Genomic DNA, 15403 nt, shown 5'->3' with positions numbered 1-15403 from the left:
TAATAAATGACATAGGAAAAGGAGGTCTCTGTCAAAGAGACCTCCTTTTCCTATGTCATGAGTTCATTTCTTATTCTTATCTCCACTAAAATCATTAAAATCAAGCACACGCTGACAAAGTCTTTGCATTAACCTCGTTTCATGGGTGACAACGATAATTCCCATCTCTCTCTTTTTAGCAATTTCAATGAGTGCCTGCCAAATTTGGGCTTGTGTGATTGCGTCAAGCATTGTTGTCATTTCATCTGCAATTAAAAAACGTGTATCAGGCCCCAATGCACGGGCAACACAAAATCGTTGCAGCTCTCCTCCAGATAGTTCGTTAGGCCAGCGTGCTAGCCATTCCTGCTCAATCCCCAGTAATTCTAACAACGCTTTATCAGGTTGATATCCTTCATTAAGAATCTTATGCATCTTCCATTTAGGATTGATTGCCTTCTCTGGATGCTGAAGGACCATTTGAACAGGATGATATCCGTTCAGTGGCAATGATGCTCCATTTAAGAGTACCTCTCCCTCAATAGGTGTTTCAAAACCCGCCAATATCCGGCAAAAGGTTGTTTTCCCTTGTCCACTGGGGCCCTTGATACCCACGACTTCCCCTGGTTTTAGCGTCAAATTGACTCCTTGGAACAACCATGGTCCATCTCCATATCGAAATCCGATATCTCTTGCTTCAAGTTGCATGAAAACACCTCACCATTCCGCCCCGAAGACCTCGCATTTCAGGTTGTTCCTGTCGGCATACGGGAGTCGCCATTTCGCAACGAGGCGCAAATAAACATCCTGCTGGCAATGAACTTGGATGAGGTTGAGCACCCGGAATTGGGGTAAAATCATTTTGAGGTAACGCTCTCCACAAAGCCTTACTATATGGATGACGCAGTTCCTCACCCTGTCCTGTAAAGTTCTCCGCCGGGGCTATCTCAACTGTAGTTCCTGAATAAAATACAGCAATTTTATCAGCAATATTTAGGGTCGATTCAATATCATGAGTGATCAACATCACTGCACAACCATTGTCTGCAACCTCTCTAAGATTATTTAACGCTTCCATTATGACATCGGGATCGAGCCCTGGAGTAGGCTCATCCGCAATAATCACTTTTGCCCCGCTTACCATGGCAGTTGATAGAAGTGTCCTCCTTGCCATACCTCCAGAAAGTTGAAATGGATACATATCCTCCACCTCTGGCCGTAGGTGATAGCGCTCAAAGACCTCTCGTTGGACCGATACAGCATCACCGGATTTTACTGATGTGCGGACCTGATTTCCAACGCGCATCAGTGGATCGAGAAAGTTTACCGATTGTGGTACAAGGGCAATTTCCTTACCTCTTAATACGGTTTGCCGAGCAGTGGTGAGATCCTCTCCTGCATATTTAATCCGTCCACTTATACTCGCATTTCTTGGCAATATCCCTAGAATGGCATGTGCGAGCAGACTTTTCCCCGATCCACTTGCTCCTACAACGGCAAGAACCTCACCTGCCTCAAGAGTGACATTTAAACTTGATATAACTTTATGATTTTTCTTTTTAAATCCATTATATTGCTTAAAGGATACTGATAAATTTTCTACTTCAAGAATAGGCATTTGTTAAAACTCCTCTTAAAATCGAAAGTAGCATATGGGTGACTAATCGTGAGCCCTATTAGGATCCAAGTGCAACCGGATATTTTCTCCTATCTGATCAAACGTTCTCACGATAATCAATAGACATAGCCCTGGAAAAAAGGCAAGCCACCACATACCTGAAGATAAATACTTCATAGATTCTGATAGAATAATTCCAATTGCCGGCTCGTGAGGAGACAATCCCAAACCTATAAATGTAACAGCTGCCTCATGTAAAATAACATGAGGAAACAATAGCATGAACCCAATTAAAAGCTGCGGGAAAACATGGGGCAGAATATGATGGAAAGCGATCCACCATCGAGATTTCCCCATTTTCTGAGAAACCTGAACATATTCTGCTGAACGAACTTGCATGACCTCTGCCCGGATGACTCGGGCAAGGCTTGGCCAATGAGTTAAAGTTAAACCAATTACAATCCCTTTAAATCCTCCCCCTAATGTAAAAGCGATTAGAATAAGGGTTACGAGATGCGGTACACTCAGAAATAGGTCGATAAGCCATGAAATGAGACGATCCGCCATTTTTCCCATTGTTGCAGCTGCCATCCCCAAGAATAGAGCAATTGACGCGCTCCCCATCGCTCCAATCAATCCAACCCCCATACTTAAGGAAAGTCCCATTACCGTACGTGTAAACATATCTCTGCCCAACCAATCCGTACCAAAGGGATGAGCTAATGATGGGGAATCATTTCGCTCATCAAGATTCGTCTCGATTCTCCCCTCATCAATAAAGATACCACCTACTATGACAAGTACTAAAAAAGCAAGTAAGATTAGGATCATATAAAGCGTCCGCTGCTTTCGATTTAGAGCAAATCGTTTAACATTCTCTTTATTTTTGTTTTTGAGGCCTGGAATCATAACTTCTCCCCTCCCTCATTCTGGGATCTAATAAACGATAGCTTAAATCAGCAAGTAAATTTCCTACAAAAACAAATATTGTACTACATATAACCAATCCCAATAAAAGGGGGACGTCTCCCCTAAGCCCAGCTTCTACCGTAGCTTGTCCTAAACCGGGATATGAAAAAACTTGCTCAGCCAGCACTGCTCCACCAAACAATTCACTAAAAGCCGCGAATTGTAAGGTAATCGCCGGCAAAGCAACATTACGCAATCCATGTCTCCAAAACAAGACAAATCCTTGTTCACCTCTCGCCCTAGCAAATAAGACATAATCACTAGAAAGAACATCAATCAGCTTCTGGCGCGTATGCAAGGCCACATTAGCAACCCCTACTATACTAAGCGTGATTGCCGGAAGAATAAGGTGCATGATTCGATCCATCATTGTGACATTTTCCGCAAGGACCCCAGCTGGAACTCCCATTCCAATCGGAAACCATCTTAGCCAAACGCCAAAAACGATAAGGATAAGGAGCCCCACCCAAAAGGTAGGAGTTGAAGCAAGAGTGAAACAGTACCATTTTATTATTCGATCGATCCAAGTCCCTTTTTTCATGGCCGCTATAACACCCATGGAAAATCCAATTATCCCTGATAATATCCAGGCTGATATCATGAGTGCCAGGGAATTTAAGAATCGTTCACCGATAATGTCCATTACCGGGCGGCGAAATATCATTGAAGTTCCTAAATCACCTGTAAGTACCGCAGATCCCCAATTCAAGAATTGCACCATGACTGGTTGGTCCACTCCCCAATATTCAGCTATCTTCTCCCGTTGCTCAGGACCCACCTTCAACATATCGGCTCCGATATAGGCTTGGATTGGATCAATCGGAGAGTTTTTTATTAATAGAAAGGAAATTAAACAAATGGCAATCAATAATGTGGCCATTCTTAATCCTTTCAATAATAGAAATAATCCTAGCTTTCCACCTCTAAGTTTACGCATAATTAGTTGGACCATTTCCATTCAACTATGTTATCTGTTGCAGGCCAACCATGCCCATGGACATGGATTCTTTGTTCCCCGATATCAAGTCCATCTTTCACTAAGTACAAATGATCAATATTCACTAACCAGGCCCATGGAGCGTCACCCTTTGCACTTAAGCCCGTTGTTCCATCCCATTGTGCTTTTTTCCAATACTCGATTGCTTCTGTTTCACTTGTAGCAAGAAGGGCTTTATCAAAATATTCATCCACCGTTTTATTTTGATAATATCCGGTATTATAAAAGTCTACCCCTGCAAATTTGCTACTATAAATGTTATACATCTCATGAGGGTCATGGCTCCCCCAACCTAATAGGACTGCATTTGAATACATTTTCTTTTCAATAATATCCCAACTTCCTCCTTCTACTTTAATCTGGATTCCCAGTGGCTTGATCATATCGGCCACAGAAATTGCAAGAGATTGCCTGATTGCATCACTCGCTAAGTAATAAAGAGTGAACTCAGCTTTCAAAGAATCCTTCTCAAGAATCCCATCTCCATCTGTATCCTTCCATCCGGCTTCTTTCAAAAGTTTCCGCGCACCGTCAAAATCAGCATCTTTAATGGTTGTATCCGGGTTCCACCAAGGAAGGCCATCCACTGAAGTATAAGCTGGTGTACCACGCCCCTCTAAGACTCCATCAACTAAAGCTTTTCGGTCTACCGCAATATTAATCGCATGACGAATCGCTGGATCAGCAGTTACATCGTTACCAATTGGTAATCCATCTTCAGTAAAGTCCCCTGATTTTACAAATGGAAAGACGATTCCTCGATTATCAACTGTTTTCACCGATTCCAACCTCATTCCAGGCACTTCCTGGTTACTAAATGCAGCTGGTATATAAGCAAGATCGACCTTCCCTGCTTGTGCAGCAGCAAAAGATGCATCCTCGTTTAGAAATAGAAAGGTAATCTTTTTAAAAAACGACTTTTTGCCATAATATTCAGGATTAACCTTTATAATGAGCTGTTGCCCTTTGTCCCATTGTACGAGCTGATAAGGTCCTGACCCTATAGGATTTTCAGCATAGTCAGCGCCATAAGCATGTTTTGGAACGATTCCTGTTCCTACTAAGGAATTAACAAATGTTGATTGAGGATCTTTTAACGTGAATTTTACGGTGTAATCATTGATCGCCTCCACTTTATCCATACCATTAAGATCAACGACCGACCCATTTTTGGTAGCTGTTTCAAATGTAAAGACTACATCGTCGGCGGTTAATGGTTCGCCGTCTGAAAATTTCACATCCTTACGTATGTTCACTGTCCAAACCTTTCCATCTTCATTGACTTTATAACTTGTTGCAAGATCATTTACAATGTTAAGCTTGTTATCTCTTTTTAGTAGAGTACTTTGGAAAAGCGGTGAGCCATAACGTCCCCATCCGGTCGTTGGATCAAAACCTGCTTCAGGCTCTGAACCAAATGCCATCACAAGCTCATCCTTTTTCTTCTGATTAACGTCACCATTCGAATCATCAGATTGATTGGATTCTAATTGATTGCAACCGATTAATATAATAGAAGAAACTAAAGTAATTAATACGATAATTCCAAACATTCTTTTTCTCATTTGTTCCCACCTCATAATTTATAGTCTTAAATAAGTTCGCTACTTAACTGATATAAAATAAAGAAGAAATACATGGGTGTAAATATCACCCGATTTAAAGGAATAAACAACCAACTTGGTAAAAAGCATTTTATTCAAGATAGATATGAAACAAATGTCCATACTAAGCAGGTGTTGTTGTTACAGGAGGTATTAGAAATCTTGTCTAAAATGAAGAGGAATGCGGGTTTATTGGCGCCTAAACTATATCAAAATAGTATAAGACGAGAAGATTCCCTATTATGATTAGGAAACTTACTCGTCTATTCTTTATCTAATATTAGATTTTCTACTGAGGGACTCGCTTTGCAAGATATTAGTAAAGAACTATTTCCAAACAACAATGGGAACTGACTTTTTGTCAAGTATACGATTATTTCGACTATTAAACAACTTTATTAGTAACAATAAATCAATTTGATATAGTTTCTAGCATAAATGACCGTTCAGAAATGAGATTTTGAGAGGCAAACGCGGGATTTTAAACACACCCATTCGAATCCAGACATAAAAGAGTACAGGGGACTTAACAAATCTTAAAAATGGTACACTAAGGCTCATATGATCTAATTTTTTTCATCCCAATATACCAAATTGCTTTTCTATATTTATTTGTTGTTTATATCCAAAAACAGATGCAGTTAGTCTTCTTATTATATCCATGCCTTACAAAAAAAAATCCCACATAAAGTGAGAACATTCTTTGCATGTATATCCTTTATTGTTCCACTACACGGCCATCTTTATAAATGTGGAACCACCCAATCGTTCCTGTGCCGCCTTGATCGATCCAATCTTTATTAGCTGCTTTTATAGTTGTAATAGGCTTTTCCTTTGCCATCTTTCAGCAATCTGCCATCACCGCTGAATACGATCTTGTTACCCAGCTTCTTCTTCCCTAACGCGATCGCGTCTTTCTCCGTGAACTGTTTTCTTTCCACCTTATTCTCATCTAAAGCAGCCCATGTCAGGGGACCGACTATACCATCTGAACTCAAGTTATGATCTACTTGAAACTCCCTTACCACATTTTGTGTTTGGGTACCGAAAATCCCATCTACGCCTACACTATATTTAACATCTTTAAGGCTTTGCTGTAAGTCTCTTACATAACTTGAACGTGAGCCTTTCCTGAGGGTCGGGCGCGTTTCCGCCTTCGTTTCGATTTTCTCCTTTGTTGCTGCGTGGGTAATTGAAGTTCCCGTTCCTAGTGGGGCCAACATCAGGGCAACAGTTGGAATGATGACCAATAATTTTTTCTTCAACACATATAACCTCCATTCATTTGATCACTCCTGCAGGTTTCTGGCACTTTCCTTGGAGCCCATTCATTATAACGTAAGGAGTAGTTTTATTGGTGTTTTATTACTTTAATTATAAAAAATGGTAAATATTATCCATGGTATGTATTAAGCTTATATGATGGAGGTCCCTTTTCTTGGCTAAAACAAAATGATCCCCTAAAGGGGATCATTTTGTTTTAGTGATTTTATGGCTGTTGTTGATTCTGCCCTTGCATCCCAGTTCCCATGCCCATCAAGTTAGTGGCAAGCGGCACCATATTATTCATTTTCCCGCCATTTCCACTCAACATTTGATAAGTAGCAATACCTACTCCGACCGAAGCGACAACTGGCAAAATTTTATTCATGTTAGCCTTCATCTTAATCACCTTATTTTATATATTTTTGTTCATTTCCTGAACTCTTATATCTTGTTCAAAAAAACCCAAAAAATTCAAGATGATTGTAACCGAAACGATTAGTTATAAAAATACGTTTGATAGGGAAAATTCTTTCAGGAGGGATATTATGCAAGTACTCTTCAAATGAGGTGAATATTCATATGCCAATGTTGGATGTGGACGGTATTAGCTTGTATTATTCTGTTAAGGGAAACGGTGTTCCTATTGTTTTTATTCATCCTCCAGTACTGACAAGTGTGAATGTCCAATACCAACTGAAGGAATTATCAGAAGAGTTCAAAGTTATCACTTTTGATATTAGGGGTCACGGAAGAAGTCAGTATTCAAGACGCCAGTAACTTATCCCCTGATTATAGAAGATATCAATCATCTATTGGATCATTTGGAAATTAAAAAAGCTATATATGCGGTTATTCGACCGGACCATTGCATCATTACGCTTATTTATTACATGAAAAATTGCCATATACGGAATTAAAATTCATTGAACATGCCAAGCATCAGGTCCCTACAAAAGCGGCTAATGATTTAAATGAAAGCATTAAGCGTTTTATCCATACACGAACTGTTTGATTCTATCAACTGATAAATTTAATGGAGTGAAAAAAATTGGGAAGAGATAAAAGCATACTGATTCATTTATTATTTCTATTGCTAGTCACTGCCGTTTTTATTTGGTCAGTCATTAAGCCTGCAGGATACTTGATATGGACAATGGAAGTACTTCCTGCCGTTGTGTTTCTGATTTATTTACTTGCTACATATAATAAATTCCGCCTCACTACATTATCCTATTTAGTTATTGCCGTTCTTTCAATCACCATGTTCATCGGTGGCCATTATACGTACTCAAAAGTCCCTGCATTTAATTGGCTAAAAGATCATTACGATCTAAACCGGAACCACTATGATCGGTTTGGGCATTTCCTGAAAGGTTTATTTGCGATTGTGATTAGAGAAATATTAATACGTAAAACCCCTCTAACAAAAGGACCGTGGTTATTTGCTGTAACATTAAGTTTTGCGCTTGCCATTGGAGCCTTATATGAAATCATCGAATGGATAACTGCCATTGTTTCAAAAGGTGGAAAAGCTTCAAAGGAATTTTTAGGAACACAAGGTGATATTTGGGACGCACAATGGGATATGTCTTTAACATTAATAGGCTCTATCCTTGTATTGTTCACCTTGTCCAAACTTCATGACAAGCTGTTACGAAAAGTGAAAAATTGAGAAGAAAAAAAGATGAAATATTGGGTCCGACCTACTAACAAAAACTGTAAAGGCTTAAAGGAATTACAATCAGGATCTTCACGAAGCCCTATAATATCAAATTAGAATTTGATCGTTAATATGATGCTCCATATGTTCTATGGAAATCAACAGCATTCAATATCAGGTCCAAAAGAAAAAACCGAAATCAACAAAAGATTTCGGTCCCACTATAGACAAACTCGAAGGAAAGTCAGTTTGCCTGCAGTTTTTTATTTAAAAACAGACCAGTTGATTGGAACGGAGGGTACGAGACTCCTGCAGGAAAAACGTGTCCAAGGGAGAACCCCGCAGGCGCAAAGGCGCCGAGGAGGCTCCCGGACCGCCCGCGGAAAGTGAGTGCCTGTAGTGGAAATCATTTTACAAACCCTAAATAAGCATCCGAACCTTATTTTGTTGACTGAACCAAATTTCTAACCAGTCATGATTGTACTTGCTTACTTCCCTTTTTTTCATTAATGGCTTTTTGATCGATTTTTATATAGATGCGTTCCACTTCCATTTTGTCATGCAATAGAAGTTCGCGGTTTTCCTTTAGCAGTTCAGTATAAGATTTCCTTCTCCTAGACATTTTTTAATTCACCTCTCAAGTGATTGAATTCCTTTTGTAAAACAACGATCGGAAGCTCATATAGTTGTTTATTATATTTTTTAAAAATCCCTAATTTCAGAAGTTCTTGTATAAGTTCCTCTTTTTTTACTTCTCTCTTTGAACTTAATTGGGTAATCATCAAGGACCCTCCTTAACAAAAATGCTGACTTTCGGTATTTCGGGCTGCCTAGCATCCGATCCCACATGCAGATTCTCCATTTCTTCCTATTGCTTCCCCATTTAAGGGCATGCTCTGCAAAGTCTTCACTTTTCCTAAATTGTTCGTATGTATTGCTTTCATGGTGTATTTTCAATACTCGATCATATACATCAAAGCCAAATTGCTTCATTTTATCGGAAAGGATATCTATCGCGGCGCACGGTTTCGAATGGGTCAAGTCGCCGGCACCAAAGAATGCGACCTTCCCTCCAGCAAAGTCCACCTGGTCAATTTCTTCATAAAACTCGTGTGCTTCATACGGTAAATCTTCAAGATTCCATGTATATAAACCAATAAAGGCCAAATCAAAATCCTTTAAAGCATCAACTTCAACAGTATCCAATCTTTCCATATATACTTCACAGCCGACAGCCTTCATTCTATTCTTTATGTTTATAGCCATCTTCTCGGTATTACCGGATAAACTGACATAACCAATGAATACCTTCATCTATATCACCTTCCTAATTGAGAATTAATTTCATTACACAGTTTACTATAAATGAAAATGATTCTCATTGTCAATTATTTGTTCCCTATATATGTAATGCCGCTGGAACGTTTCGTCAAAAAAAAGAGCACGTTTTACTCTTTAAGAGTAAACGCGCTCTTGGTTAATCTAGTATCCCAACCCTAAATCTTTGAATTAATAAAATTTCACAATATCTTCGAAAGGCAGGAACGTTTTTTCTCCTGGTTGTTCATTCGGCTCACCAAATGGCATTTGAGCTATCAACGACCATTTCCCTGGAAGATCCCAAGTCTTCATCACTTCTTCATCAATGATTGGATTATAATGTTGTAAAGATGCCCCTATACCTTCCGCCGATAAAGTCATCCATATTGCATACTGAAGCATAGCATTTCCTTGATGGGACCAATATGGAAACTGTTCTTTATAGGAGGGTGCTTTTTCTTGCATTTGTTCTATTGTTTCTTGATTTTCAAAGAATAGAATAGTACCCACTCCATCACGAAATCCTTGTAATCGTTCTGCTGTTGCCGCAAAGCTCTCTTCTGGAACACGGGAACGAAGTGTTTCTTTTACAATATCCCAGAACTTTTCATGCTCGTCATCCATCACTACCACCACTCGTCCACTTTGCATATTAAATGAAGTTGGTGCATGTAAAGCCGTTTTTAATACTTCATTCATTCTTTCTTTCGTAATATTTTCGTTCTTTTTCACCTTACGGATGGAACGGCGATTGATAATGGCTTCTTTTAAATTTGTTGTAGTTACTGACATTTTGATTCCTCCAAATTATGATTTATTTAATCCTCAAAAGGCTTTAGCAATTCCCCTTACCATCACATTGCAGGCCCTCAAGTTCATTCCGTTCATTTTTTGCTTCTTCCTTCTCAATGACTTGCGCTAACCTTTCTTTACTGGCTAGTCCTTGAATCACTTCATCACCAATAATAAACGTTGGGACAGCCCTTATATCTGCTTCTTCATAAGCATGTTTCAGTGCTTCTTGGTGCACTTCCCGATACTTTCGTGACACTAATGCTTCAGTAAAAGCATCTACAGGAAGTTCAACTTCACCCGCTAATTTTGTCAATACTTCAATATCTTCAATATTTTGTTCCTCTTGAAAAAACGCTGTAAATACTCTGTTGTGGAACTCGTTCCCTTTTCCGTGCTCCTTTGCAAAATGGCACCCTTCGAACGCCAAATGTGTATATGGATGCGGGGAGACACGGGGTAAACGCATATCCACTCCAAGTTTTTTCGCAACAGGGAGAATGTAAGAATCCCATGAATTCAACTTATCGGGTTCATTCCATGGATCTATTTTGGAATGTGGACTCGGTCGCAATTCAAATGGCATCCATTCCACTTCTACATCCTTTTCCTCCATGATTTCATCCAAAGGACCTTTACCTAAAAAACAAAATGGACATATAAAATCAGAATACGCTTTAATTTTCACTGTCATTATATATTCCCTCACTTTTCATCATTGGCTAAACTTGTAACCGAATCAGTTACAATACAAACCAAAAAAAATATAACATTTTCACTAGCTGTAATCATTTTAGTTACAGGAGGAAAGAAAGTCAACCATTATTTTTAAAAAACTAAGAGCATGCACTATTTTACAGAAAAAAAAGTTTGTAAAGAAAGCGTTGCTTCTCTACAAACTTTTTATTATTACATTTCGATTTGTTCGTTAACGGGTTCTCTCTTTTTCTTTCTCTGTTTTTTCGATTTTTTATAGTGCAGCAATTCGTATATACATGGAATGACGATAAGTGTGAGCAGTGTAGACACAGCTAGCCCGCCAATGACAACGATCGCTAAACTTTGTGAAACCAAGCTTCCTGTTTCGGCTTTTTTATACAATAGGGGCAGCATGGCACAAATCGTTGCTACAGCCGTCATTATGATCGGACGGAATCTTGTAGCTGTCGCTTCGACGATCGCATCACGGATAATCATTTTTTCTTCGTTTTGTTTGACTCGATCCAGAAGCACAATCGCGTTTGTCACAACAACTCCAATTAACATGAGAGCACCCAGCAGTGCTGTAATATCGACTGGAATTCGGCTGATAACCAATCCTAATAACGCTCCAATGGCAGCGAATGGCAAGGAAAATAAAATGGCGATCGGTGCTTTGATCGATTTAAATGTTATAACCATGATTAAAAAGACAATGCCGATCGATATTAACATCGTAAGGAACAGATCGGAAAAATCATCTGTTTGCTGAGCACTGGCTCCCCCGACTAGAATATCTACATCATTCGGAATATCAAGTCCTTTGTTCTTCTCTTTATCTCCAAATATCTCAAGATTTATTTTGCTTGCAATATCGGAAAGCTTAGCCGGATCGACCGTTGCCTTCAATTGAAGATACGTTTCCCCATCTTTATGGAACTGCGTTGTTGCACTCTCCTCGCTCTTTAAAGAAGCAACCTTTGACACTGGGGCTAAACCGCCATCTGTCATGATCGGAATGCTTTTTAAATCCTCTGGTTTTTTAGGATCTAAGATTGGTTCAAGGACGACAGGTGTCTGCTTATCCTGTAAAGTTATATTTCCGATAGGCGTTTTATTAAGCATGATACCTAATTGTTGAGCGATTTGTTCTGTATTGCCTTTAGCCGGATCTACCTTGAATGAATAAATGGTTTTCTTTTCGTCTTGGTTCGTTGTTACTTCTTCAATTCCTTTAATATCCTGTATACTTTCTTTGACCTTATTGGCCGTCAGTTCCAAATCTTCAACATTACTGCCGACCACATCTATCGTAATGTTCGTCTTTGATGCCCCCATCATAAAGGAAGAGGCTTGGACCGTAAGTTTCGCATCAGGATAGTTTTCTTGTTCCTTTTCCATTTTTTTTAGAATCGTATCTACATTTGCTTTATCTTTTACCAGGATGCCGAAAATCGCTTCCGTCGGTGATGTGACTTCCCCATATTGTGCTGATTCGGCAGAGTTTCCTAATTGCATGAAAATATTATCCACTTCACTCATATCCTGCATCGTTTCTTCAAGTTCAATCGCTTTTTCCTTCACTTTTTCATAGGGCTGATCATTTGGATAAGTTAATGTCACGGAGACATAGTCTGCTGAAGAATTATCAATCGCCCCTTTTGGCATGGCAAAATATGTACCAATGGAACCGACAAACAACAGCATAGCAATAATCAAGACAACCCATTTATGGTTTAGTGACCAAGTAACGAGCTTGGTAAAACGCTTGGCCGGGCGATGTTTTGGCAGCTTCGTCCTTTTCAGCAATCCTGCACTCATTAACGGGACAACCGTTAATGCCACGATTAAAGAAGCCAGTAAAGAATAAGTGACAGTCAAAGCGAAAGGAAGAAGAAACTCTTGAAGCCCTCCATTCAATAAGGCAACCGGAAGGAAAACGGCTACAGTCGTAAGGGTTGAAGCTGTTATCGCCACTCCCACTTCTTTAGTTGCATCCATCACCAATTCAATTGAAATCTTCTCCTGCTGCATTTTCCGGAAAATATTTTCAATAACAACAATACTATCGTCCACCAAGCGCCCGATCGCTACAGCTACACCGCCCAGCGTCAAAATGTTCAGCGTCACTCCCGACAATGACAGCAAAAATAACGTAAAGCCAAGAGATAGCGGTATAGATACGATTGTAATGAATGTAGATCGTACATTCCGTAAAAAGACCATGATTACAATCGTGGCGAATAGCGCTCCCAGCAGAACTTCTTTTACCATCGTCTGAACGGAAGTCTCCACCATATCAGCTGTAGATAAATAAATGACCGATTTCTGGTCGCTATACTTTTCATTAATTTCTTTCGCTACTTTTTCAACCTCTTTACTGATTGTGACAGCATTTGATTGACTGTCCTTGATAATGCTTAAATCAATGCTTTCCTTTCCATTAAAACGACTGATGAGGTTGCCATCCTTCGCTTCTTCAACTTTTGCTATCTCTCCAAGTGTGACATTCGGGGTGACCTTTAACGCTTTCAATTTTCCAATACTTGTTAAATCCCCGATAACCTTGATGTTACTTGCCTTCCCATCAATCACTTTTTCGCCTACGGCCAAAGCTGCATTCTGACCGTTAAGGACGTTCATGACATCTTGAATGGAGACTTTCTTTTTAGCCAATTCTTCATTATCCACTTTGACCGAAAGAACGGATTGGGAAACTCCAAATGTCTGTACATCGGAAACCCCTTTAATATCTTTATACAGAGGCTCTAATTCTTTCTTGGTAAAGTCTATATTTTCAGCTGTTAATCCATCCTTAAATGTAACGGAAACAAATGAAATGGGAATCATAGATGTATTTAACTGTGTAACAGTAGGCTTTGCCATGCTTTGTGGCAAAGCTACACTGCCTAAAGCCTCTTGAACATCAAGTTTTGCTTGTTTCATATCCGATCCGGCTTCAAAGAATAGATCTACTTTTGAAAACCCGTCTCCCGTTGTGGAGTATATGGAACTCTTTCCCTTAACTCCAGTGACCGCTCTTTCAATCGGTTCTGTAACTTGTGCTTCCATCGTTTTCGAATCGGTGCCCTGCCCCATTGTGATAATCGTAACTTGTGGATTATCAGCAGATGGTAAAAATTCCATCGGCAGTTTAAAATAACTGACAACTCCTATCAACAAAATAAATATGGTTACCAATGAAACGGCAGCCTTGTTCTTAAACGACCACTTAGTAAAAAACTCCACGTACTAATCACCCCTGAATAAAATTTAAAAGAAAATAATTCCATTTAAAATCTTACCATATATTACTAGTATTTGAACGTTAATTTTTTATTGATTTTTATATTTTTTTATGCCTCTCTATGTGAAGAGCTTTTTTCCACATAAAAAAGGCGGCCGCAGCAGCCTTCAATTGTACCAACCTATTTATATCCTTTGAAAAAAAGCATAACGATAGCCAAAACCATTACCCCGATAAACAATAACGGGCCGATGCCCGAGCTATACACGAAGTATACTTTGATGTGGCGAAAAAGGAGCACGACAAGAAATAGGAATAACAGGAAACACAAAATGATGATCAGAGCGGTATTTTTATTCCGATACAAGTAACCAGCCCCATTTTAAAATAGCTTTTTCATGCGATTGCATGCCATCAACGAATTCCGTTAAGAAACAATATGCAGACCACGTTTTGTACTATTCTGTAATATATCAAATAAAAAAGGGCTGCCGCAGCAACCCTTTTCTTCGAAAACCGTACATACGGTATAAATGAGACTACATTTCCTGAAGTTCATTGACCGTTACGAACGTATACCCTTCGTTCGTTAACTCCTGCAAAATCCCTTCAATCGCTTGAAGTTCTTTACCCGTATCATCATACATCGGGTGCATCAGGATGATCGAACCTGGTTTTATATTTCCCTTCACATACTTCACTTTGTCAGAAGCAGTAGTGTAATAGCTATCTGGTTCCAGATTCCAGGTAATGGTCTCTCTATCATTTTCATTTAAATAATAAGGCAGACCTATGATTTTTTTCCCGTTTGGTGGCCGGACGTCAATTTCACCCTTATATCCGGAGTCCTGAATTAATTTATCCGTTTTCTCGATTTCCGCCTTGATAAAAGAAGGCGATTTAAAAACCATTCGCTTGTGGGAATATGTGTGATTCCCAATCTGATGTCCTGCTTCCGCTATTTTTCCAGCTTCCTCTGGGTATTTTTCGATTTCGTTACCAATCAGGAAGAAAGTAGCTTTTACATCGTATTTAGCCAATAACGGAAGGATCTGATTCACATTCCTCGATGGTCCATCATCAAATGTCAAAGCGACCACTTTTTCATTCGTCTCGACATTATCCGTCAATCCTCCGAATACCTGATATGTTCTCGAATTCATTAATTTATACGTACCAAGTAATAGCAGGAAAACAACCACGATTCCCAATCCAATGAATGTCAGTTTCTTTTTCATGCAAATACCTATCT

The 15403-nt window shown here is 39.3% G+C and carries 15 protein-coding genes and 1 pseudogene; 2 read left to right on the top strand and 14 right to left on the bottom strand.

The features are described 5' to 3' along the window. Positions 1–63 precede the first annotated feature (63 nt). The 7 genes from ACQKFG_RS10990 to ACQKFG_RS10960 all read right to left on the bottom strand — a co-directional run bounded on the left by ACQKFG_RS10990 (position 64) and on the right by ACQKFG_RS10960 (position 6818). Positions 64–687: an ABC transporter ATP-binding protein gene (locus ACQKFG_RS10990; protein WP_260286675.1), complete on the bottom strand. Its 624-nt coding sequence runs from the start codon at positions 685–687 to the stop codon at positions 64–66. Then, a complete protein-coding gene (locus ACQKFG_RS10985) occupies positions 677–1597 on the bottom strand; it encodes an ABC transporter ATP-binding protein (RefSeq protein WP_342614399.1) in 921 nt (306 codons plus the stop codon). Before ACQKFG_RS10985 ends, ACQKFG_RS10990 begins: the two co-directional genes overlap by 11 nt. A gap of 42 nt (positions 1598–1639) precedes the next feature. Next, positions 1640–2506, bottom strand: coding sequence for an ABC transporter permease (locus ACQKFG_RS10980; protein WP_353872391.1), 867 nt, complete (start codon positions 2504–2506; stop codon positions 1640–1642). Next, positions 2478–3503, bottom strand: coding sequence for an ABC transporter permease (locus ACQKFG_RS10975; protein WP_427559702.1), 1026 nt, complete (start codon positions 3501–3503; stop codon positions 2478–2480). The genes ACQKFG_RS10980 and ACQKFG_RS10975 overlap by 29 nt, the downstream gene beginning before the upstream one ends. A 2-nt stretch (positions 3504–3505) precedes the next feature. Continuing rightward, on the bottom strand, positions 3506–5128 hold the full coding sequence (locus ACQKFG_RS10970) for an ABC transporter substrate-binding protein (protein WP_427558790.1): 1623 nt from the start codon (positions 5126–5128) through the stop codon (positions 3506–3508). Between the two features lie 839 nt (positions 5129–5967). Next, positions 5968–6432: a peptidoglycan-binding domain-containing protein gene (locus tag ACQKFG_RS10965; protein ID WP_427558787.1), complete on the bottom strand. Its 465-nt coding sequence runs from the start codon at positions 6430–6432 to the stop codon at positions 5968–5970. A 224-nt stretch (positions 6433–6656) separates the two neighbouring features. Beyond that, positions 6657–6818: a hypothetical protein gene (locus tag ACQKFG_RS10960; protein WP_192208357.1), complete on the bottom strand. Its 162-nt coding sequence runs from the start codon at positions 6816–6818 to the stop codon at positions 6657–6659. Between the two features lie 194 nt (positions 6819–7012). Here ACQKFG_RS10960 and ACQKFG_RS10955 point away from each other — a divergent pair. Together ACQKFG_RS10955 and ACQKFG_RS10950 are read left to right on the top strand one after the other, a co-directional pair. Next, a pseudogene (locus ACQKFG_RS10955) lies at positions 7013–7445 on the top strand (alpha/beta fold hydrolase). Between the two features lie 36 nt (positions 7446–7481). Then, positions 7482–8105 carry a DUF2238 domain-containing protein gene (locus ACQKFG_RS10950; protein ID WP_427558784.1) on the top strand — a complete coding sequence of 208 codons (624 nt, stop codon included), beginning with the start codon at positions 7482–7484 and terminating at the stop codon, positions 8103–8105. A 460-nt stretch (positions 8106–8565) separates the two neighbouring features. Here ACQKFG_RS10950 and ACQKFG_RS10945 read toward each other — a convergent pair whose 3' ends face one another. The 7 genes from ACQKFG_RS10945 to ACQKFG_RS10915 all read right to left on the bottom strand — a co-directional run bounded on the left by ACQKFG_RS10945 (position 8566) and on the right by ACQKFG_RS10915 (position 15389). Next, complete coding sequence (locus ACQKFG_RS10945; RefSeq protein ID WP_353872395.1) at positions 8566–8715, bottom strand: FbpB family small basic protein; 150 nt, start codon at positions 8713–8715, stop codon at positions 8566–8568. Then, the gene (locus ACQKFG_RS10940) at positions 8708–8875 is read right to left on the bottom strand and encodes a Fur-regulated basic protein FbpA (RefSeq protein ID WP_192206278.1); all 168 of its coding nucleotides are present in this window, start codon (positions 8873–8875) and stop codon (positions 8708–8710) included. Before ACQKFG_RS10940 ends, ACQKFG_RS10945 begins: the two co-directional genes overlap by 8 nt. Continuing rightward, on the bottom strand, positions 8796–9407 hold the full coding sequence (locus ACQKFG_RS10935) for a flavodoxin domain-containing protein (protein WP_427558781.1): 612 nt from the start codon (positions 9405–9407) through the stop codon (positions 8796–8798). The genes ACQKFG_RS10940 and ACQKFG_RS10935 overlap by 80 nt, the downstream gene beginning before the upstream one ends. Positions 9408–9602: 195 nt before the next feature. Continuing rightward, a complete protein-coding gene (locus ACQKFG_RS10930) occupies positions 9603–10205 on the bottom strand; it encodes a nitroreductase family protein (RefSeq protein ID WP_427558778.1) in 603 nt (200 codons plus the stop codon). A 43-nt stretch (positions 10206–10248) separates the two neighbouring features. Then, positions 10249–10899 (bottom strand): DsbA family oxidoreductase, encoded by a 651-nt coding sequence (locus tag ACQKFG_RS10925; RefSeq protein WP_427558775.1) that lies wholly within the window; start codon positions 10897–10899, stop codon positions 10249–10251. Between the two features lie 215 nt (positions 10900–11114). Beyond that, complete coding sequence (locus ACQKFG_RS10920) at positions 11115–14153, bottom strand: efflux RND transporter permease subunit (protein WP_427558772.1); 3039 nt, start codon at positions 14151–14153, stop codon at positions 11115–11117. Positions 14154–14690: 537 nt separating this feature from the next. After that, a complete protein-coding gene (locus ACQKFG_RS10915) occupies positions 14691–15389 on the bottom strand; it encodes a polysaccharide deacetylase family protein (protein WP_427558769.1) in 699 nt (232 codons plus the stop codon). Positions 15390–15403: the final 14 nt, after the last annotated feature.

Source organism: Peribacillus sp. NPDC076916 (genome assembly GCF_050269675.1).
Lineage (GTDB): Bacteria > Bacillota > Bacilli > Bacillales > DSM-1321 > Peribacillus > Peribacillus aracenensis.
The sequence above is the reverse complement of the archived record's forward strand: the minus strand, read 5'-3'. Positions and strand labels throughout refer to the sequence as shown.

What these genes read in the sequence shown, in the direction of transcription:
- ACQKFG_RS10990 (WP_260286675.1), bottom strand. Translation starts at nt 687, where the DNA reads ATGCAACTTGAAGCAAGAGATATCGGATTTCGATATGGAGATGGACCA.
- ACQKFG_RS10985 (WP_342614399.1), bottom strand. Translation starts at nt 1,597, where the DNA reads ATGCCTATTCTTGAAGTAGAAAATTTATCAGTATCCTTTAAGCAATAT.
- ACQKFG_RS10980 (WP_353872391.1), bottom strand. Translation starts at nt 2,506, where the DNA reads ATGATTCCAGGCCTCAAAAACAAAAATAAAGAGAATGTTAAACGATTT.
- ACQKFG_RS10975 (WP_427559702.1), bottom strand. Translation starts at nt 3,503, where the DNA reads ATGCGTAAACTTAGAGGTGGAAAGCTAGGATTATTTCTATTATTGAAA.
- ACQKFG_RS10970 (WP_427558790.1), bottom strand. Translation starts at nt 5,128, where the DNA reads ATGAGAAAAAGAATGTTTGGAATTATCGTATTAATTACTTTAGTTTCT.
- ACQKFG_RS10960 (WP_192208357.1), bottom strand. Translation starts at nt 6,818, where the DNA reads ATGAATAAAATTTTGCCAGTTGTCGCTTCGGTCGGAGTAGGTATTGCT.
- ACQKFG_RS10945 (WP_353872395.1), bottom strand. Translation starts at nt 8,715, where the DNA reads ATGTCTAGGAGAAGGAAATCTTATACTGAACTGCTAAAGGAAAACCGC.
- ACQKFG_RS10940 (WP_192206278.1), bottom strand. Translation starts at nt 8,875, where the DNA reads ATGATTACCCAATTAAGTTCAAAGAGAGAAGTAAAAAAAGAGGAACTT.
- ACQKFG_RS10935 (WP_427558781.1), bottom strand. Translation starts at nt 9,407, where the DNA reads ATGAAGGTATTCATTGGTTATGTCAGTTTATCCGGTAATACCGAGAAG.
- ACQKFG_RS10930 (WP_427558778.1), bottom strand. Translation starts at nt 10,205, where the DNA reads ATGTCAGTAACTACAACAAATTTAAAAGAAGCCATTATCAATCGCCGT.
- ACQKFG_RS10925 (WP_427558775.1), bottom strand. Translation starts at nt 10,899, where the DNA reads ATGACAGTGAAAATTAAAGCGTATTCTGATTTTATATGTCCATTTTGT.
- ACQKFG_RS10915 (WP_427558769.1), bottom strand. Translation starts at nt 15,389, where the DNA reads ATGAAAAAGAAACTGACATTCATTGGATTGGGAATCGTGGTTGTTTTC.